The 19,461-nt window shown below is 47.4% G+C and carries 16 protein-coding genes and 1 pseudogene; 6 read left to right on the top strand and 11 right to left on the bottom strand.

Features of this window, described 5'->3' with window-relative positions:
* Position 1 precedes the first annotated feature (1 nt).
* From yajC to OCV62_RS15585, 3 genes are all read right to left on the bottom strand, one after another.
* Positions 2–343: a preprotein translocase subunit YajC gene (yajC, locus tag OCV62_RS15595; protein ID WP_021914651.1), complete on the bottom strand. Its 342-nt coding sequence runs from the start codon at positions 341–343 to the stop codon at positions 2–4.
* 76 nt (positions 344–419) lie between these two features.
* Positions 420–1,589, bottom strand: coding sequence for a tRNA guanosine(34) transglycosylase Tgt (gene tgt, locus OCV62_RS15590; protein WP_330667427.1), 1,170 nt, complete (start codon positions 1,587–1,589; stop codon positions 420–422).
* A complete protein-coding gene (locus OCV62_RS15585) occupies positions 1,579–2,697 on the bottom strand; it encodes an acyltransferase (protein ID WP_262587844.1) in 1,119 nt (372 codons plus the stop codon). Before OCV62_RS15585 ends, tgt begins: the two co-directional genes overlap by 11 nt.
* 139 nt (positions 2,698–2,836) lie before the next feature.
* Here OCV62_RS15585 and aroC point away from each other — a divergent pair, with 139 nt between their 5' ends.
* Complete coding sequence (aroC, locus tag OCV62_RS15580) at positions 2,837–3,937, top strand: chorismate synthase (RefSeq protein WP_262587842.1); 1,101 nt, start codon at positions 2,837–2,839, stop codon at positions 3,935–3,937.
* Between the two features lie 134 nt (positions 3,938–4,071).
* Here aroC and OCV62_RS15575 read toward each other — a convergent pair whose 3' ends face one another.
* Positions 4,072–5,133: a lactonase family protein gene (locus tag OCV62_RS15575; protein WP_021914655.1), complete on the bottom strand. Its 1,062-nt coding sequence runs from the start codon at positions 5,131–5,133 to the stop codon at positions 4,072–4,074.
* A 279-nt stretch (positions 5,134–5,412) separates the two neighbouring features.
* On the opposite strand from OCV62_RS15575, the gene OCV62_RS15570 reads away from it, so the two are divergent.
* The 5 genes and pseudogenes from OCV62_RS15570 to OCV62_RS15545 all read left to right on the top strand — a co-directional run bounded on the left by OCV62_RS15570 (position 5,413) and on the right by OCV62_RS15545 (position 10,877).
* Positions 5,413–5,952, top strand: coding sequence for a helix-turn-helix domain-containing protein (locus tag OCV62_RS15570; RefSeq protein WP_021914656.1), 540 nt, complete (start codon positions 5,413–5,415; stop codon positions 5,950–5,952).
* A 121-nt stretch (positions 5,953–6,073) separates the two neighbouring features.
* Positions 6,074–7,147, top strand: a complete 1,074-nt coding sequence (gene potA, locus OCV62_RS15565) for a spermidine/putrescine ABC transporter ATP-binding protein (RefSeq protein WP_021914657.1) — start codon at positions 6,074–6,076, stop codon at positions 7,145–7,147.
* The gene (locus tag OCV62_RS15560) at positions 7,140–7,997 is read left to right on the top strand and encodes an ABC transporter permease (protein WP_262587839.1); all 858 of its coding nucleotides are present in this window, start codon (positions 7,140–7,142) and stop codon (positions 7,995–7,997) included. Before potA ends, OCV62_RS15560 begins: the two co-directional genes overlap by 8 nt.
* Positions 7,994–9,968: pseudogene (locus OCV62_RS18730) on the top strand (extracellular solute-binding protein). The gene OCV62_RS15560 and the pseudogene OCV62_RS18730 overlap by 4 nt, the downstream one beginning before the upstream one ends.
* A gap of 3 nt (positions 9,969–9,971) precedes the next feature.
* Positions 9,972–10,877, top strand: coding sequence for an RluA family pseudouridine synthase (locus tag OCV62_RS15545; protein ID WP_262587837.1), 906 nt, complete (start codon positions 9,972–9,974; stop codon positions 10,875–10,877).
* A 75-nt stretch (positions 10,878–10,952) separates the two neighbouring features.
* Here the strand turns inward: OCV62_RS15545 and OCV62_RS15540 are convergent, their stop codons facing one another.
* The 7 genes from OCV62_RS15540 to OCV62_RS15510 form a co-directional block, all read right to left on the bottom strand.
* On the bottom strand, positions 10,953–13,001 hold the full coding sequence (locus OCV62_RS15540) for a glycoside hydrolase family 127 protein (RefSeq protein ID WP_330667423.1): 2,049 nt from the start codon (positions 12,999–13,001) through the stop codon (positions 10,953–10,955).
* An 81-nt stretch (positions 13,002–13,082) separates the two neighbouring features.
* Positions 13,083–13,238 (bottom strand): hypothetical protein, encoded by a 156-nt coding sequence (locus OCV62_RS15535; RefSeq protein WP_262587878.1) that lies wholly within the window; start codon positions 13,236–13,238, stop codon positions 13,083–13,085.
* 41 nt (positions 13,239–13,279) lie between these two features.
* Positions 13,280–13,849, bottom strand: a complete 570-nt coding sequence (locus OCV62_RS15530) for a DUF6553 family protein (RefSeq protein WP_262587835.1) — start codon at positions 13,847–13,849, stop codon at positions 13,280–13,282.
* The gene (locus OCV62_RS15525; RefSeq protein ID WP_262587833.1) at positions 13,827–14,792 is read right to left on the bottom strand and encodes a galactose ABC transporter substrate-binding protein; all 966 of its coding nucleotides are present in this window, start codon (positions 14,790–14,792) and stop codon (positions 13,827–13,829) included. The genes OCV62_RS15530 and OCV62_RS15525 overlap by 23 nt, the downstream gene beginning before the upstream one ends.
* Before the next feature lie 106 nt (positions 14,793–14,898).
* The gene (locus tag OCV62_RS15520) at positions 14,899–15,849 is read right to left on the bottom strand and encodes a substrate-binding domain-containing protein (RefSeq protein ID WP_262587832.1); all 951 of its coding nucleotides are present in this window, start codon (positions 15,847–15,849) and stop codon (positions 14,899–14,901) included.
* The gene (locus OCV62_RS15515) at positions 15,830–17,602 is read right to left on the bottom strand and encodes a cache domain-containing sensor histidine kinase (protein WP_262587830.1); all 1,773 of its coding nucleotides are present in this window, start codon (positions 17,600–17,602) and stop codon (positions 15,830–15,832) included. Before OCV62_RS15515 ends, OCV62_RS15520 begins: the two co-directional genes overlap by 20 nt.
* A 46-nt stretch (positions 17,603–17,648) precedes the next feature.
* Positions 17,649–19,262 carry a response regulator gene (locus tag OCV62_RS15510; RefSeq protein ID WP_262587828.1) on the bottom strand — a complete coding sequence of 538 codons (1,614 nt, stop codon included), beginning with the start codon at positions 19,260–19,262 and terminating at the stop codon, positions 17,649–17,651.
* Positions 19,263–19,461: the final 199 nt, after the last annotated feature.

Here is a 19,461-nt window from a genome sequence, read left to right as displayed (position 1 = left end):
CTTATTTCTTCTTTGTATCTGCAGGTGCTTCTGTATCAGCCTTTTCCACCTGTACGATCGCGCTCTTCTGCATCGGAATACGGCAGTTTTTGTTGTTGCCGAACTCAACGATAACGGTATCATCTGTGATGTCGATGATGATTCCGTAGAAGCCGCTGGTGGTCAGAACGCAATCTCCGATCTCCAGAGTAGAAAGCATTGCGCTGGTCTTCTTCTGCTCTTTCTTCTGCGGACGATACAGTACGAAGTAGAAAAATACACCAAAAACTACCACATACATTAAAATAAGCGGAATCATGCTGCCTGCGCTTGCTGACTCAGATGCTGTCAGTAAAATACTCATTTTCTATATTCCTCCTGGTTTATAAAGTAAAACCCTGCCCTGCAGGATTCTCCCCGCACGGTCTCTTTACCGTAGCCTATTTTCCATCATACACAATTCTTTGCATGCCGTCAAGTTTTCGCTTCTTATACGCTGCAAATTCTCCCTTATCCAGTGCATCCCGGATTTCTGTCATCATCGTATTATAGAAATACAGGTTGTGCATGACGCACAGGCGCATGCCCAGCATCTCTTTTGCTTTTAACAGGTGACGGATATAGGCTCTGGAATACCGTCTGCAGACAGGGCATTGACATCCTGGCTCGATGGGCTGCATATCCAGCTCATACTGCGCATTGAACAGATTGATCTTGCCGAAGTTTGTATATAGATGTCCATGACGTCCGTTTCTGGTGGGATATACGCAGTCAAAAAAGTCCACACCGCGTTCCACTGCCTCCAAAATATTTGCAGGTGTACCGACTCCCATCAGATAGGTCGGTTTGTCCACGGGCAAGTAGGGAACTGTCTCTTCCAGAATATGATACATTTCCTCATGGGTCTCACCGACTGCAAGACCGCCGACCGCATAACCGTCCAGATCCAGGTCTGTAATCCGTTTGGCATGCTCTATTCGGATATCCGAGTAAATTGCACCCTGGTTAATGCCGAACAAAAGCTGCTGCTTATTGATCGTATCGTCCAGGCTGTTCAGGTGAGCCATCTCTTTTTTGCAGCGTTCCAGCCATCTTGTTGTCCGGTCTACGGAAGGCTGCACGTAGCTTCTCTCCGCTTTTGCAGGCGCACACTCATCGAATGCCATTGCGATGGTAGATGCGAGGTTTGACTGAATCCGCATACTCTCTTCCGGTCCCATAAAGATCTTATGCCCGTCGATATGGCAGCGGAAGGTTACCCCCTCCTCTTTGATCTTCCGCAGACCAGCCAGTGAAAACACCTGAAATCCGCCGGAATCAGTCAAAATCGGCTTATTCCAGCTCATAAAGCGATGCAGTCCGCCCATCGCCTTGATCTTTTCATCACCGGGACGCACATGCAAATGATAGGTGTTGGAAAGCTCCACCTGTGTGCCCAGCCCTTCCAGATCCTCCGTAGAAACCGCACCCTTAATCGCTGCAACAGTTCCGACATTCATAAAAACCGGTGTCTGGATCGTACCATGCACAGTTTCCATTACCGCACGTTTTGCACGTCCCTCCTGTTTCAATACCTTGTAGGTCATCTTTTCACTCATCTTAATCTCCATTCCAGATTTTCTTTAATTTATCATCCGCTTTTTGGAAAAAGCCTGCGATCGCCATACTTGTTTCAAAGGGTGCAAACAGTTTTTGCCGAAGCAGCTCGATCGCTGTACATACCAGATAGATCGCTGCTATCACCCCAATACAGGCAAAGGGCAGATACCAGTGTCCAAGCCAGGCAGCGCCGTCGATTTTCGTCCAGAGACTCTCCCGGATATAGTAGTGATCATGGATCAGATAAACGCCAAAGGACGCACCTGCAATCCGATTGATCAGGCCTGCGCCTCTTCCCGGCGCAATCCTCAGATTCAGAAATGCAAGAAATAAAAAAATCGATGCAGCCGTCACCAGAATCGAGCTATAGGCATAAAACACACTATACCCCCACATCAGATCGTCCAGAAAGCTGATCGCGCCAAACGGAGTGGAAAGCAGTGCCTCGATCACAAACCGGCTGAGGGGAATCAACAGAGATGTTCCAACTGCAGGCAGGAACCATTTCAGGAATTTTCCATCCGGCTGATAATACAGACGGATATAGGCTCCGCACAGATAAATCGTCAGAAACCACGATATACTCACACCGCCGGCGGTATTGAGGGCCGAAGAAAAATAAAAAATATTTGGCCACACAGACACCAAAGCCAGCGCCAGGGCACACGCACAGGCAAGCTGACGCTTCGTCAGTGCCAGAATCAGCTTATTCATCACCGGTGCCAGCACATACATGCCTACATACATGGAAACAAACCAGTAAAAATCCGACGAAATCGGCAAAATCGAATAGACCAGATATTCCAAGTCATGGGGTACATCTGTAAAAATCCAGAAAATCGCCGTAATTCCCAAGGCATAAAACAATACCTGAACTGCCATTTTTACAAGCTTCCAAAGGCTGAATCTCGATTCCGTCAGAAAGTAGCTGCTGATCAACAGATACAGATTGATACAGGTAAAAGAAACGCCAAACAACGTCCAAACCAGATAATAAGAAGCAGTCCCCATCTTCGCAGCTCCGATCAGATTTCCATGGTTCATCAGGTGTGCCGTCACAACAAATACCATGGCGAGAAGCCTGAGAAGCTCCAGATTCGCCTGTCTCGTTTTTTTCATAAATAAGATATACCCCGTTTCTCTAGAAAATCGTTTTCACCATGCATAGATAAAAATTAGTATAACAGATTCCCTTGTATCCGTCAAAAAAATGTTTTATACTATAGGGAAAAATCCCTTATCGAAAGGAGTGTGTTTCATGTCCGGTTCTGTTTTTGGCACCATTTTCCGCGTTTCCACATGGGGAGAATCCCATGGCAAGGCGATCGGCGCTGTCATAGATGGCTGTCCGGCAGGCCTTCCCTTATGCGAGGCTGATATCCAGCCTTATCTCGACAGGAGAAAGCCCGGCTCCGGCAAATATGTCACTCAACGAAAGGAGGCTGACGAGGTTCAGATCCTCTCCGGCATTTTCGACGGAAAAACAACAGGAACTCCGATTTCTCTGCTCGTCTATAATACCTCTCAGCGATCCTCCGATTATACGGAAATCGCCCAGAACTACCGTCCCGGACATGCAGACTACACCTTTGATGAAAAATACGGCTTTCGTGACTATCGCGGCGGCGGCCGTTCCTCCGGAAGAGAAACGACCGGACGTGTTGCCGCCGGTGCAATCGCCATAAAGATCTTAAACCGGCTCGGTATCGATGTCTGCGCCTATACCCGTTCGATCGGTCCTGTTTCCATTCATCCGGATACCTTTGACCGGGAAGCAATCACTCAGACCGCTACTGGTATGCCGGATAAAAAAGCTTCCGCCGGCGCAGAAGCCTTTCTCGAAACCTGTATCAAAAATCAGGATTCCTCCGGCGGCGTGATCGAATGCTGTGTGACCGGTCTTCCTGCCGGGATCGGCGATCCGGTCTTTGACAAGCTTGATGCAAGGCTTGCTTCAGCGATCATGTCCATCGGTGCAGTCAAAGCTGTTGAAATCGGTGACGGCATCGAGGTTTCTTCCCGCAAAGGCTCCGAAAACAACGATGCCTTTTGCATAAAGGATGGACAGGTTTCCAAGAAAACCAACCACGCCGGCGGTATTTTAGGCGGCATCAGCGACGGCTCTCCCGTCCTTCTGCGCGCTCATATCAAGCCAACTCCATCCATCTTTCAGCCACAGCAAACCATCGGCCGTGACCATGTTGAACGTATGCTGCAGATCAAGGGACGCCACGATCCCGTCATCGTTCCCCGCGCAGTCGTGGTTGTAGAAAGCATGACAGCCCTGACCATACTGGACCTGATGCTGTCCAATATGGGGGCACGAATGGATCATCTTGAAAAAATCTATACGAAATAAGCACTTTTGTTTTCTTTGGCAGAAGCTCTGCACCAGCTGCAACGCCAATGATTTTTCTTTCCTATCAACACACGTTTCAAGGCGCACCCATAAAAATTCCCCACCGGCCTTTGCCGATGGGGAATTTTCTGATTCTATTCTTCTTCCAGTCTGTGGAAAATAACGCAGTTAGGCTGATCCACCTTGATCTCCGGCCCGTTCATAACGATCAATCCGGTATCCGGGTGCACTGTAAAAAACGTCATTGTATTCGATTCGTGATTTAAGGAAACCAGATGTCTATTATCCGGGAACAGCATCGCATCCTTCGGATATTCTCCACTGATGGGCAGACAGAACAGTTTCGTCAAAAGTCCGGTCTCCTGATCAATCTTGTACATCACAACGCTGTTATCCCCCGCATTGGAACTGATCAGATACTGGAAATCCTCCGAAAGATTCAGCGCACTCGCTGCGGAATTACTCGCATGATAATCGTTGACTGTGGAGATCGTCTGTATCTTTTCAAAGAACGGATTGCCCTTTTTTTCTTCATAGGTATAAACATCAATGATATTTTTCAGCTCATGGACGATGTAAAGAATCCTTCCGTCCCTGCTGAATTTGATATGACGGGGTGCAGATTCCATTTCACTGCGGATAACATCTGCCAGTGTCAGCTTACCGGTCTGATGGTCGAGGCGGTATACCTTGACATGATCCATGCCAAGATCTGCTGCACACAGATAGTGATTGTCTCTCGTCATCTTCACACAGCTGACGTGGGGACGGAAATTCCGCTCTGCAATACTGCCCAGTCCACGATGGAAAATCTCATCCGTAATCTCTCCGACGCTGCCATCCTCCTTTAAACGCAGCGCTGTGATCTTGCCGTCATGCCAGCCTGCCACGAACAGGAAACGATCTTCATAATCTGTGGAAAGATAGCAGCCGCGCATGCCATTAATGCCCGCCATGTTGATCGGTTTTAAATGTCCATCCTTTAAAATTTCATAGGATTCCACACCAAAGTCTGTAATGGAATACAGCCATTTACGGTTGTGCGAAATTGTCAGATAGGATGAGTTCGTAATCTCGACACGATCCTTTAATGTAAATCTTCCATTTTCTACATCTACATCATAAATCGTAATACCATGATTGTCTCCCATTGTATAGGTAGAGACATAGGCAACGTACTTTTTCTGATTTGTCATGTTCAAACCTCCTGCGGCAAAAATGTTCTGCTCATTTATTTTACCATACCTGTCCCGTTTTTGTTAATCCCTTTTTCACTTTTCGTTCCAGTTCCATCCTTGCATTCACAACGAACCCTCCAAAACCGTTTTTTGGCGCCTTGGGGTGGTCCCGCGAAAAAACTATGTAAAATATTATTTTCCCCATTGACAGACCCGTCAAAAAACGTATAATAAAGCTCAGTGCGTTTGTTTAGTATCATTAAACTTTTTGTTTAAAATAACTATGAAGGATCAGACATGAAAATCGGAGCAAAGGTAAAGGAACTGCGAGTGCAAAAGGGACTGACACAGGAGGAGCTGGCTGACCGGACAGAGCTTTCCAAAGGCTTTATCTCTCAGCTGGAGCGAGATCTGACCTCTCCTTCCATTGCAACCCTGATGGACATCCTGCAGGCACTGGGAACAGATTTAAAGGATTTCTTTAATGAAGAACCGGAAGAGCAGATCGTTTTTAAAGAAAGCGACTACTTTGAAAAGCTGGACGAAGAATACGGCAACAAAACCGAATGGATCATTCCAAACGCCCAGAAAAACATTATGGAGCCCATCCGCCTGACGCTTGCACCGGGCGGCAGCACCTATCCAGACAACCCCCACGAAGGGGAAGAGTTCGGCTATATATTAAGCGGCAGCATCACGATCCATATCGGCAAAAAGAGCTACCGCGCCAAAAAGGGCGAATCCTTTTATTTTACGCCTAAGTCGACACATTATATTTCGGCAAGTAAAAAGACGGGAGCAAGCCTGATCTGGGTTTCCAGTCCGCCAAGCTTCTAATGCTTGAAGCTGACGCAAGCGATAAACACACCGTCAGGAAAAGTCGTCTTTTGCGCTGACATTTCATTATTTGAAGGAAGGGACAGTATCCGCTGTCGGATACCGCATGGGAGAAGTACCAATGAGCAACCGGCTGATCGATTTACAGCACATCACTAAAATTTACGATGACAACACCGTACTGGATGATCTGAACCTCTACATCCGGGAGAACGAGTTTTTAACCCTCCTTGGCCCCAGTGGCTGCGGAAAAACAACAACTCTGCGCATTATCGGCGGTTTTGAAAAGCCGGATAATGGCTGCGTTTTATTCAACGGCAAGGACATCACAAACATGCCGCCCAACAAACGTCAGTTAAACACCGTTTTCCAGAAATATGCCCTCTTTCCCCATATGACGATCGCAGAAAATATCGCCTTCGGCTTAAAGATCAAAGGAAAGACCAAAAGCTATATTCAGGACAAAATCCGTTATGCCCTCAAGCTGGTCAACCTTGACGGCTACGAAAACCGTATGCCTGATTCTCTAAGCGGCGGTCAGCAGCAGCGTATTGCCATTGCACGGGCGATCGTAAATGAGCCGAAGCTCCTGCTTCTCGATGAGCCCCTCGGTGCCCTGGACTTAAAGCTGCGCCAGGACATGCAGTATGAGCTGATCCGTCTGAAAAATGAGCTCGGCATCACCTTCATCTATGTCACCCATGACCAGGAAGAAGCTCTGACCATGTCCGATACCATCGTTGTTATGAACCAGGGCTACATTCAGCAGATCGGCACGCCGGAAAAGATCTACAATGAGCCGGAGAATGCTTTCGTTGCAGACTTCATCGGAGACTCCAACATCATCGACGGCATCATGATCCGCGATGAGCTTGTTTCCATCTTCGGACAGAAGTTTCCCTGCGTGGATAAGGGCTTTGGCACAAACAAGCCCGTCGATGTTGTAATCCGTCCGGAAGACGTGGATCTGGTCAAGCCGGAAGAAGGAACGCTGACCGGAACGGTAACACATCTGATCTTTAAGGGCGTTCATTATGAAATGGAAGTAACCGCAAACGGCTTTGAATGGCTGGTACACTCCACCGATATGTTCCCGGTGGGCACAGAGGTCGGCATCCGCGTTGATCCCTTCGATATCCAGATCATGAACAAGCCTGCTTCGGAAGATGAGGAGGCGGTATCCATCGATGAGTAAATCAGTGAAAAAAAATACGATGCCAAAGGCGCCGTGGCCCCACAACAGGCTCATGGCTGCGCCATATCTGCTCTGGTCTGCCGCATTTATCATCATCCCGCTGTGCATGATCTTTTACTACGGGCTCACAGACAGAAGCGGTGCATTTACCTTTGAAAATGTTGCTGCCATCTCCTCGCCGGAGCATATGAAGGCACTGATTACTGCACTCGTGCTTTCCTTAATCAGCACAGTTGTCTGTCTTGCGCTTGCCTACCCCCTTGCCATGATCCTGGCAGGCAGGCATGTCAGCCAGCAGAGCTTTATCGTCCTGATTTTCATCCTTCCCATGTGGATGAACTTTCTTCTGCGCACCCTTGCATGGCAGACACTCCTTGAAAAAACAGGCGTCATCAACTCGGTACTGTCCTTTTTCGGGCTGCCGACTTTAAATATCATCAATACCCCCGGCGCGATTATCCTCGGCATGGTATATAACTTCCTGCCGTTTATGGTATTGCCCCTGTATAATGCGCTGACAAAGATTGACCCGAATGTCATCAATGCCGCCCATGATCTCGGTGCCAACTGGTTCCAGACCTTTTTACGCGTTATTTTCCCGCTGAGCCTCCCTGGTGTCATCAGCGGCATCACAATGGTGTTCGTACCTGCTCTGACAACCTTCGTGATTTCGAATCTGCTGGGTGGCAGCAAGATCCTGCTGATCGGAAACGTTATTGAGCAGGAATTCACTCAGGCAAGCAACTGGCATTTAGGCAGCGGTCTTTCCATTGTTTTGATGGTATTTATCCTGATCAACATGCTGATGACTGCAATTTTTGATAAAAACGGGGAGGGAACTTCCTTATGATAAAAACAACTGCCCACAAAATTTATATCGCCCTGATTTTTATCTTCATGTATGCCCCCATCGCAACGCTGGTCGTTCTTTCCTTTAACGCCAGCAAAACCCGGGCAAAATGGGGCGGCTTTACAACGAAATGGTACACTCAGCTGTTTTCCAACTCAGAAATCATGCAGGCACTTTACAACACGCTCCTGATTGCGCTGTTATCTGCTGTTTTTGCAACGCTGATCGGCACCATTGCTGCGCTATCCATTCAGGGCATGAAAAAAAAGAGCCGTGCTGTGTTGATGAGCATCACCAATATCCCGATGTTGAATGCCGAGATCGTAACCGGTATTTCCCTGATGCTTCTGTTTTTAACCTTTAAAGCGCGTTTTGGTTTTATCACCATCCTGCTCTCCCACATAACCTTCAATATTCCCTATGTGATCCTGAGCGTTATGCCGCGCTTAAAGCAATTAAACCCAAGTGTTTACGAAGCTGCTCTCGATCTGGGCGCATCCCCCTGGCAGGCATTTTTCAAGGTCGTATTTCCTGATCTGCTGCCCGGTGTCATGTCCGGATTTTTAATGGCCTTTACGATGTCCCTGGATGACTTTATCATCACGCACTTTACGAAGGGACCCGGCGTAGATACCCTTTCCACAAAAATCTACACCGAGGTTAAAAAGGGCATTAAGCCGGAAATGTATGCACTTTCCACACTTATTTTTATGACCGTTCTGGTTCTTCTGATCCTTGTCAACAAGGCTCCGAAACCAAAGGAAAAACAATAGAATGCACGCTCTGCGAGCATTTTATTGTCATGAATAACACTCCGGGATTCTCCCGTGATACACAGACAGCCAACTGTCTTCCTAAACTATTTTACTTACAGAAAGGAATCCATTCATGAAAAAGAACACCATTGCAAAGCTCCTTACTGCTGCCCTGTGCACCGGTCTGATTGCAGGCATGACAACCGGCTGCGGCAGCGCTTCCTCTGCTTCTGACGAAAACGGACAGGTCATCGTCTACAACTGGGGGGAATACATCGATCCCGATACGATTACCATGTTTGAAGAAGAAACCGGCATAAAGGTGGTTTATGATGAATTTGAAACCAACGAAATCATGTATCCCAAGGTAGAAACCGGTGCTTCCGAATATGATGTCATCTGTCCTTCCGACTACATGATCAGCAAGATGATTGAAAACGATCTGCTCTCCGAGCTGAACTTCGATAACATGCCCAATGCCAAGGCAAACATCGGCGAACAGTATTGGGAGCAGTCCAAGGGCTTTGATCCGGAAAACAAATATTCCGTTCCTTACTGCTGGGGAACCGTCGGCATTCTGTACAACAAAACCATGGTAGAGGAGCCGGTTGACAGCTGGTCGATCCTCTGGGATGAAAAATATGCCGACAGCATTCTGATGCAGGACTCCGTACGCGATGCATTTATGGTTGCACTCAAATTAAACGGCAATTCCATGAATACGCTTGACGAAACCGAGCTCGCAGCTGCACGGGATCTGCTGATCAAACAGAAGCCTCTTGTACAGGCATACGTTATCGACCAGGTGCGTGACAAGATGATCGGCGGCGAAGCAGCACTCGGCGTTATCTACTCCGGCGAAGCGATTTTCACTCAGCGTGAAAACCCGGATCTGGAATATGTCATCCCGAAGGAGGGTACCAATGTCTGGATCGATTCCTGGGTAATTCCCAAGAACGCTCCCAATAAGGAAAATGCAGAAAAGTTCATTGACTTTATGTGCCGCGGTGACGTTGCTTTAAAGAATTTCGAGTACATTACCTACTCCACCCCCAACGATGCAGCCCGCGACCTGATCGAGGACGAAGACCTGAAAAATTCCAAAATTGCTTTCCCGGATTTAAGCCAGTATTCCGGTCTGGAAACCTATACCTATCTCGGTGAAGACGGGGATTCCCTCTATAATGACATGTGGAAGGAAGTTAAATCCAACTAACTTATGGAACGCATTTTACATTATGAAATCAAAGCAAGCGACGATTCTCCTACCGTCGCTTGCTTTTTAAAACGGCAGGGGTATTCCTCCGCCAACTTAACAGATTTAAAAAAGATGCCGGAAAGCATCCTCATAAACGGTACTCCCTCCTATATGATCCGCCACCTGCAGGGAGGCGACCGCTTAACCGTACATATTCAGGAAACTGCGGTCTCAGAAAAAATACCCCCCGTTTATCATCCTCTGGACATCGTTTACGAGGATGAAGACCTCATGGTGATCAACAAACCAGCCGATCTTCCGATCCATCCGTCGATGCGCAACTACACCCATTCCCTTGCAAACGGGCTCGCCTGGTATTTTGCTCAGAAAGACTGTCCCTTCGTCTTTCGCTGTATCAACCGGCTCGATCATAACACCTCCGGTCTGACAATCATCGCAAAGCATTTGGTCAGCGGCAGTATTCTCGCAACCATGGTCCGGAACCGGGAAATCCACCGGGAATACCTCGGGATCTCTCGCGGCAGGGTCACTCCCTCCTCCGGAACCATCACCGCTCCACTGGGACGAAAGGACGGCTCCATCATCGAGCGTACCATCGACTTTGAACATGGCGAATCTGCCATTACTCACTATGAAGTGCTGGAAGAAAAAAACGGGCACAGCCTGATCCGCCTGACACTGGAAACCGGTCGTACTCACCAGATTCGGATCCATATGAAATATCTGGGCTATCCGCTGATCGGAGATTCCCTCTATAATCCTGATATGGAATGGATTTCCAGACAGGCGCTGCACGCAACCCGTCTGCGTTTTCATCATCCTATCACCAAAGAACCTCTGGAATTTCATGTTCCACTCCCGCAGGACATGCAAAACGTACTGGAGGGCATCCGGCCCGATGCCTGATGCCCTCCTTTTGCTTTCGACATACCTCTGCTTTCAACTGAGCGTACTATAGTGCAGCACTTATGTCTATTTCTGTCAATCTCTGACCCGCGTCCAAACCTGCATTTCGTTTTCACCGCGGTTTGCCCAGGTATAATACGGAATATACGAAAGTTCCGCTTTTTCAAACTCCGGCTTCTTCCAGACATGATACAGCGCTTCGCTTTCTTTTTCTATATGCGTATCAAGCTGCCGAAACCCTGCTGCAGTCAGCTTTTTGACCGGCGTTCCGCAAATATTTCCGTCCGACACCGTTACGTTTAACTCCGGGTCAATCAGCAGCTTCTGCAGATCTTTTCCGTTGTCTGTCTCTTCCAGACAATAGACAACCGGCCCTCTCATCACGGCCACTTTCCCTATATCCTCTCGCACGGCTTCCTTTGCCGCAATCATTCGAACCTCCATCGGGAAATGAAGCGTAAATTCTTCTTCCTCTCCCCAATCCTTTTGCAGATACAGGTAGCCGTCCTTTTCTTCCGTACCACCGGTAAAACCATCCAGCTCATATCTGCTGCACCAGTCCGGTATCCGCAGTGCAAGCTTTAATCCGGTATCCTTTGCGCGGATTGTGATTTTCACATCCCCCTCCCAAGGGAAGTTGGATTCCACACGGATATCTGCTGTCTTTTCGCCGATCTTCTTTTCCAGGGTGCTTCCCATATAAAGATGTAAAAACAGCGTATCCTCGTTTTCCGTATATGCATAGGAACCGATCGAGCTGAGCAGACGCGCCAGGTTTGGCGGGCAGCATGCGCAGCCGAACCATTTCTGGCGAACCGGCTTGACATGAAATTTTCGTTCATCCTTATGACATGCCTCCGGCAGTACCTCCAGCGGATTGACATAGAAAAAGCTCTTTCCATCCAGCGCCATGCCGCTGAGCACGCCATTATAAAGTGCGCGTTCCATAACGTTTGCATACCTTGCCTCCGGCGCGATTTCCAGCATTCTCCGCGCAAAAAAGACAAGACCGATCGACGCACAGGTTTCCGCATACGCCGTGTCGTTCGGCAGATCGTAGGCATAGGTGAACGCCTCGCCCAGATGGGTGCTGCCGATTCCGCCTGTAACGTACATTTTTTTCTCCGTGATGTTGTCCCAGAGCCTCCGGCACGCCCCATACAGCGTTTCATCCCCTGTCAGCCTCGCCACATCCGCCATGCCGGAATATAGATAAACCGCACGCACGGAATGTCCGAACGCCTCGTCCTGCTCCCTCACCGGCAGATGCGCCTGATTATAGAAATAACGAAGTTCGTCCTCATGCCCCTTTTTTACTTCTTCGGGATGCTCTTGATCAAAGTAGTAGGGACGCTTTCCGCGCTCGTCCACGAAATACCGGGCAAGGTTTAAGTATTTTTCCTTCCCGGTCAGTTCATAAAGCCGCACAAGGGCCATCTCTGCGATTTCATGTCCCGGATAACCGTGAAGCTTTCCCTCTTCCGTACCGAAATTTGCCGCCACATAGTCTGCAAATCGTTCCGCCGCCTTCAACAGCTTGTCCTTGCCAGTCGCCTGAAAATATGCCACAGCCCCTTCAATCAGGTGTCCGAAGCAGTACAACTCGTGATGGTCCTTCAGATTCGTAAAGGTCGCGTCACGACCACTTAAAATATAGTAGGTGTCCAGATATCCGTCGTCCTGCTGTGCGGCGCAGACGATATCGATCGCGCCATCCGCGATTTTTTCCAGCTCCGGATCTGGATGCTGCGTTAAAGAATAACCAACCGCCTCGATCCATTTCGAAAAATCGCTGTCCTGGAACACAAACCCGTAAAATTCGTCATCTTTTAACTGTTTCGGATCCTCCGGCAGCACCTCAAAGCCGCGAAAGGTATACTTCGGCGCAATAAATGTGTTTCCTTTTTCTTTCTTTTCCCGGTTCAGCTTTCCTGCAGCCTTGAAATTGTGCATACAGAAGCTCGGTGCCGCGCCCTCCACGCGGTCGTTTAAGGCATCCCACTGATACGGGATCACCTCCTTGCGTACGAGCTCCATTTCCCCTTTCCAAAAGGTGTCCGTCACCTGAATGTTTTTCAGCGAAACGGGTGCGGAATAATTGTGTTTATCCATGTTTCTCCTCATTTCTGCGCACGCTTTTTGCACATGCCGAGTTTGTGTCCAGTGCGCGCAGACACAAATCTCGCGATTGAAAAATTTTATTTTTCAATCCAGTCCCTTATTCTGAAGCATGGACAGAGTCCAGTCATCCAGCTTTGTCAGCTCTGCACCGACCATCAGCGGGGAACGGAAAAATGTCCACAGCGTCAAAACCGTCTTCTTAATCGTAGCTGTTCCAGCCCATCGGCGGTGTTGCGGCAAACTTGTTCTTGTTCATTGTAGACTCCTTTCTGTTCATTTTTCTATTTATTCAAAAAATGCTCCCTATTCGGATACTCCTGGCGATATGCCCAGAGGGCGGCTTCCTGCAGCAGCGAAAATTCTTTTTCCATGCGCAGCAGGCGGGGCGCCTGAAAGGCAATTGCGCTGATCTGTTCGGCGATTTTTTTTGCAATTCCTTCTTCTGATAATTGTCCCATGCCAAATACCATGGAGGTGAAGCCTCTGCCCCCTCGGCTGACCTGAATGAACTTCAGAAATACATTATACAATTCCTCCAGAAGGATCTGTTGATAACACTCCTCTGACTGCATCGCTTCTGCCAGGCATAATGCAGAAAGAATCCGAGCTCCCATCCTTCTTCTGTCTCCCCCAAGGTCCAGAGTGCTTCCTTCCGCCAGGTATTTCAGTTCCATCAGGCATTTGACAAATTCATCCTTCTGTAGTCTGTATTTTCCGTATCGGGCTGTCCAGAGCCGGTTTCTGTATTCTTCCGCCCAGTCTTCTTCCTCTCCTGCATGCGCTTTTAAGATCTGCTGCCGTTTTGCCGGATCTGTCTCCCGGTAAAAATCATGGCTCCATGTTTTTTCCATCTGCTTCTTCCTCTTCTGCGTTTAAATATTCCTCTATATTGCTGCCGTCTACCTTCTTGTATTCCGAAAAATAGTACCGTCCATCTTTCAGACTTTCCTGGTCGAGGTCCTTTCCCTCAAACAGCGTCACTGCCATTTTTGCCATTTCCTTTGCCTGGTCCACTCTGTCATTGTAAATGCTGCCCTGCATTTCTCCGACCTTTACGGCCTCCAGCGCGTCTTCCAGGCCATCGATCCCAAAGATCACCGGCCAGTCTTTGCGGATATAGCCTACTTTCCGGTAGGCTTCCACAGCCCCCAGTGCCATCTCATCGTTATTGGATAGGACCAGTTCGATCTCTGTTCCATATTGGCTGATCAGACGGTTCATACGATTCTCCGCCTGCCCCCGGTTCCAGTCCGCAAACTGATAACTTAATTTTTCCAGTGAAACATTGTTCTTCATCAGTGTTTTTACCGAATACTCTGTTCTGCTGATGGCATCCTGATGTCCTGCTTCCCCTTCCAGAAGTACATACTGGATCTTTCCATCCTCATTTTTGTCCACTTCCGGATGGCTGTTGATATATTCTGCTGCGATCTCTCCCTGCATGATCCCGGACTGTTCCGCATCACAGCCCACATAATACAGCTTATCCCACTGCATCAGATCTTCCTTTACCGGCTCCCTGTTAAAGAAGATCACCGGAATATTTTCGTTTCTTGCCATCCGGATGATCCGGTACGGTGCTGTCCGGTCTACAAGATTGACGCAGAGCACATCACAGCCCGCATCAATCATTTCCTCTACCTTTTCGTTCTGTTCCTGCTGATCGTCGTTTCCGCTTTTTATCGATACGATGATCCGCCGTTCTTCGCTTTCCATGGTTTTCAGATGCACCTTCAATTCATCCGTCAGTGCGTTGATAAAGGGGTCATCCTGACTGTAGGTGATTACTCCCACACGCAGAGTTTTCTCTGTCTGGCCTGACTGATCGGAACACCCGGACAGCGCAAGGACCAAACTCCCTATTATAGCAGATAATACTATTGCCATTCTTCTTTTCTTTTTATTCATAGGAATATAAAAACCTTTCTAAATCATCGTCCATAGAAAAACTATCTTTCTGAAACACCTTATATTCTGTTGTATATCCCTGCATTTTATAGAACTTATGCTCTATCCTTCTGACCATCTCTTCCACACTTCTATAACCGATTTCATATCCATCCGGCACAATAAGTCCCTGGATATTTCCCTGATCCAAAAGTGCGATCGTCCTCAGACTGTAGCCCACACCATAGAGCTCTGCGCCCCTGTATTTTCCATTTTCTGCCTGTTCTCCAAGTTCTTCCAGAACTCCGGCATCCAACACCACAAGGGTATCTGCCCTTTTTTCTGCCCCTATCCGTTCCACGATGTTCTGTTCTTTTCTCCGATAGATACACCAGCGGATCTCACTACCGCTGCCTTCCAGTGCCTCATTCAATCCGCTGATCTCTGACTGTACCGCCTCAGACATCTTCCAGTCGGCAATAATTCCAATCTTTCGCTCTTTCGTTCTCAGCTGTTCTCCCAGACTTCTTCCGATCTCCCGATAATCCGGCTGGATCGCAGGACTGGCAGCTTCTCCTTCTTTTACCGCCAGGCTGTCTGCCATCAGCAAATAGGGTTTATTTCCACACTCTTTTTTCAGCATATTTTCGGTCTCGCGTCCGGGTGCGGGATACAGGATAAAGCCATCGATATCATTGTCCTTCTGTTCTCTGATAAATTCTCTTTCCGCCTCCGGTCCGTCGATCTCATCGGTGTTACAGATGATCATGTGGACATTGTTCTCTGCTGCAAACTGTTTCATCCCCTTGATCAGGGCATCCCAGCGCTTATCGCCGGACTCCGGAAGGACTACGGCAATCCTGGTCTCTGCAACGTTCTGATCAAAAATCTTCCATACAAAGAAGACCGCCAGCATCAGCAAAAAAAGCTCAATTATAAGAAATTTAATCCGATTCTTTTTCATCTGCCGATCTCCTCTGGATATATTTTTGTGATTCCAGTCTTTCTGCATTTTCCGGTGTATATGGAATTGCCGGAATACGGATCGTGACCCTCGTTCCTTCATCCGGTTCACTTTCTATAGACAGACCATATTTTTCTCCAAACATCAGCCGGATTCTGGAATGCACATTGATCACCCCAACGCCGGAGCCGTGCTTCGGAACTTTGCTGTTGTCCGTCAGGATTTTTCCCAGAACCTCTTCCGGCATACCCATACCGTTGTCTTCAATGGTAATCAGGATGTCCTCCTCTTTCTTTTCTCCACTGACGATAATCCTGCCGTCCTCATCCTCATCCATATTTCCAACACCATAATAAATGGCATTTTCCAGAATGGGCTGGATCACCAGCTTTACGATGCAGTAGTTTTCGATCTCTTTCTCGATCCGGAATTCTGTTTTAAATCGTTCTTTGTACCGTGCCAGCTGGATATTCATGTAGCTTCTGCTGTGCTGCAGCTCGTCTTTGATAGAGATAATGGTCTTTCCTCTGGACAGGCTGACACGAAGCAGTTTTGCCAGTTCAGAGATCATACGAACTGCTCCTTCATTTTCCTGGGCTTCCACCATCCAGGTGATAGATTCCAGTGTATTATACAGGAAATGAGGATTGATCTGGCTTTGCAGGGCATCCAGTTCACTTTTTCTCCGTTCATTTTGCTGTCGGATGATCTCATCCATCAGTTCTTCGATCTGCTCATAAGACTTCTGTACCGAATGTCCCAGATGACGGATCTCAGAGGAGCCTCCAATATAAATATCCGGCTTTCCTCCTGCTTCATAGGTCTTAACAGAAGCATCCAGCTCCCGGATCGGTTTGGATATCTTCCGGGATACCAGCTGGTTTCCCTCCAAAAGCATGACCAGCAGGACTAAAATAGTGGCAAATACATAGTAACGGAAATTTTTAAAGTTTGACTTCTGCACGCTCTCTGGCACAACACCGATCATCTTCCAGCCGGTATAAGCCACACTTCTGACAATCACGGTCTCGTTCTGACCATCGGCACGGATCTCGTAGGTTCCATTCTCATACTTTGTAGCTTCCAGACTGTTTTCTTTAAATAATCCGCGGTTTAATTCCGTTTCCCGGGGATGATAGATCATCTCTCCACTCTGGCTGCTCAGATAATAATAGATCCCATCGGAAGAATCGTTGATCTGTTTCATGACATCCCGGATCACAGAATATTTCATATCCAGTAAAAGAACGCCGGTTTCCGGTATTTCTCCTTTATTGACATCCACATAGCTGCTCAGAGAAACCACCCACTGGTACCGATAGGCTCCGTCTTCAAACAATTCCTGGATATGGGGTGTGGAAAAATGTACATTTTCAATTGCATTTTCTGCATTTTTATACCACTCCTGAGTCTGCACCTGCACATTTTTCTTTTCTAACGCCACCGGCTCCGATGCGATCAGTTTTCCTTCATGGTCATACAATGCCACACTCTGAACCTTATCGGAGTTGGTCTCATAAAGAAGACTGAATTGCTCCACAAATTCCCGGCTGGATATATCAAACTGCTGAACCACGTTATAGTTTGCTCCATTAAAGATCTGGCGAATATCCAGCAGATCTGCATTTAACCGGTCTACAGTTCCCTCCACGGTTGCTTCCGTGTTGTCCACTGCTGTTTTTTCCAATGCCAGCTTGAAGCGATGGTACAGCAACAGTCCCATGACAATGATCGTGACCAATGAGATTGCCATAAGGACAGATAGAATGATCGTCTGTATGTTAAATACGGTACTTTTTTTACTTTTCGTTTTCTTTTTTCCCGGAGGCTCTGTATTTGGATGGGGAAACGCCGAATTTCTTTTTAAACACATAACTGAAGTAATTTGCATCCTGATATCCTACTTTTTCTGCTATCTTATAGCTTTTTTCATCGGTATTGAGTACCAGTTCTTCTGCTCTGTCCATTCGGTAATCCGTAAGATAAGTGACAAAGGGCTGCCCTGTTTCCTTCTTAAAAATAGAAGAAAAGTAGGAATTGGATACCCCAAGATCTGCACATACCTCATCCAGTGAAATGTCAGGCTCCATATATCTTTGCTTTACAATATTCTGTGCGTCAGTGATCATACGTCTGGAGGTACTGTTTCTGGTACTTTTCAGTTTTTCGCTGATGGCTGCAGACATATTGATGATCCAGTTTGTCATGGAGGTTTCGTCTAACTGGGTGACTCTTTCGTAAAGGTTTTGTACATTTCCGGAGATATCATTAAAATCCATAGAATTATTGGCACAAAACTTGAAAAATCCGCTGACAATCTCCATGGTAGCCAGATTATACTGACTGATGGTATCTGCATTCTTATGGAGTTTTTCTATCTCCTTGATCGCTTCTTTCCGGATCTCCTCCTGATCTCCCACGTGAATGGCACGGAACAGATCCTGCATTCTTGTTTCTTCCAGGGGAACCGTCTTTTTGGACTCTTTCGGTACTATCTCTGCAATATTGATCGCTCGTTTGGTTCCATATAAGACACGGTAGGACACTGCCTCTCTGGCTCCCTCGTAAGAGATGCTGATATCATGCAGACTATTGCATACGGTTCCGATTCCTGCAGTAACCGCCGCCCCCATAATTCTCCATGCCCAGCGACAGAATCGGTCACAGCTATCCGTCAATTGGGCCATCTCCTCTTCTGAATGAAGCTCCATGATCAAAATTGTGTTGCCCATATAGATAAATTCCTGACAATTACAGTTCTCTGTCAGCCGCTGTTTCACTTCTCGTTCCACGGACATGGATAACAATAAGGGATTCATGCCATCCGGCACATCATTTTCCGAAGTATGAAAGATAATGCAGCAAAACAAAGGTCCCTTCATATCTACCCGATAGTTCTGAAGAAATCGTTCATAGTCCTCTTCGCCAACTCTTCCCTCGATCAGGGAAATAAAGAAATTGGACTGCAGCTTTGGCAGCACTTCCTGAAAATAATCCTCCAGTTTTTTTACATTTAATTTTTCTTCCCGTTCCTTGTCCAGGGTATTTTTCAGCTTCACCAGACTGTCTGACAGCTCCGTGGCGCTGATGGGTTTCAGCATATATTCTTTGATTTCCAGATGAACCGCTTCTTTTGCATATTCAAATTCGTCAAAGCCTGTACAAAGCATAATGTAAATATTCGGATAGTCCTGGTTCAGCTTTCTGGCCAGCTCCAGCCCATCCATGTAAGGCATCTTAATATCCGTCAGCACCACGTCCGGCTGAAGCTTTTCCACCAGCTCCAGGGCCTTCACGCCATTGGTGGCACTGCCTACCACATCAAAGCCCAGATCATTCCAGCGGATCTTCTGTTTCATGATATCGATGACCTCCACCTCATCATCGACGAGAATCACTTTATATTGTTCCATGCTTATCCCCTTCTTTTTATCCCTTCTTTTTATCCCTTTCTTATTATAGCAGAATTTGCTTTCTTCTGAAGGAATATATAAAAAATTTACCAAAAGAGTAAATAAGAATGTGCCTTGGCACATTCTCGCGCCGAGGCGCGGTTGCTTTAGCAACCATCTACCCTTGCGCCGAGTGCGCATCCTCGCGGAGCGTTTTTAT

This window comes from Gallintestinimicrobium propionicum (assembly GCF_025567525.1).
In the GTDB taxonomy this organism is placed as follows: Bacteria; Bacillota; Clostridia; order Lachnospirales; family Lachnospiraceae; genus Gallintestinimicrobium; species Gallintestinimicrobium propionicum.
Note: the sequence above shows the minus strand (reverse complement) of the source record. Positions and strands in the feature narration are given on the sequence as shown.

Bases quoted from the DNA above. Each gene is read 5' to 3' on its own strand.
- yajC (WP_021914651.1), bottom strand. From the start codon at position 343: ATGAGTATTTTACTGACAGCATCTGAGTCAGCAAGCGCAGGCAGCATG.
- tgt (WP_330667427.1), bottom strand. From the start codon at position 1,589: ATGGAGATTAAGATGAGTGAAAAGATGACCTACAAGGTATTGAAACAG.
- OCV62_RS15585 (WP_262587844.1), bottom strand. From the start codon at position 2,697: ATGAAAAAAACGAGACAGGCGAATCTGGAGCTTCTCAGGCTTCTCGCC.
- aroC (WP_262587842.1), top strand. From the start codon at position 2,837: ATGTCCGGTTCTGTTTTTGGCACCATTTTCCGCGTTTCCACATGGGGA.
- OCV62_RS15575 (WP_021914655.1), bottom strand. From the start codon at position 5,133: ATGACAAATCAGAAAAAGTACGTTGCCTATGTCTCTACCTATACAATG.
- OCV62_RS15570 (WP_021914656.1), top strand. From the start codon at position 5,413: ATGAAAATCGGAGCAAAGGTAAAGGAACTGCGAGTGCAAAAGGGACTG.
- potA (WP_021914657.1), top strand. From the start codon at position 6,074: ATGAGCAACCGGCTGATCGATTTACAGCACATCACTAAAATTTACGAT.
- OCV62_RS15560 (WP_262587839.1), top strand. From the start codon at position 7,140: ATGAGTAAATCAGTGAAAAAAAATACGATGCCAAAGGCGCCGTGGCCC.
- OCV62_RS15545 (WP_262587837.1), top strand. From the start codon at position 9,972: ATGGAACGCATTTTACATTATGAAATCAAAGCAAGCGACGATTCTCCT.
- OCV62_RS15540 (WP_330667423.1), bottom strand. From the start codon at position 13,001: ATGAGGAGAAACATGGATAAACACAATTATTCCGCACCCGTTTCGCTG.
- OCV62_RS15530 (WP_262587835.1), bottom strand. From the start codon at position 13,849: ATGGAAAAAACATGGAGCCATGATTTTTACCGGGAGACAGATCCGGCA.
- OCV62_RS15520 (WP_262587832.1), bottom strand. From the start codon at position 15,849: ATGAAAAAGAATCGGATTAAATTTCTTATAATTGAGCTTTTTTTGCTG.
- OCV62_RS15515 (WP_262587830.1), bottom strand. From the start codon at position 17,602: ATGGCAATCTCATTGGTCACGATCATTGTCATGGGACTGTTGCTGTAC.
- OCV62_RS15510 (WP_262587828.1), bottom strand. From the start codon at position 19,262: ATGGAACAATATAAAGTGATTCTCGTCGATGATGAGGTGGAGGTCATC.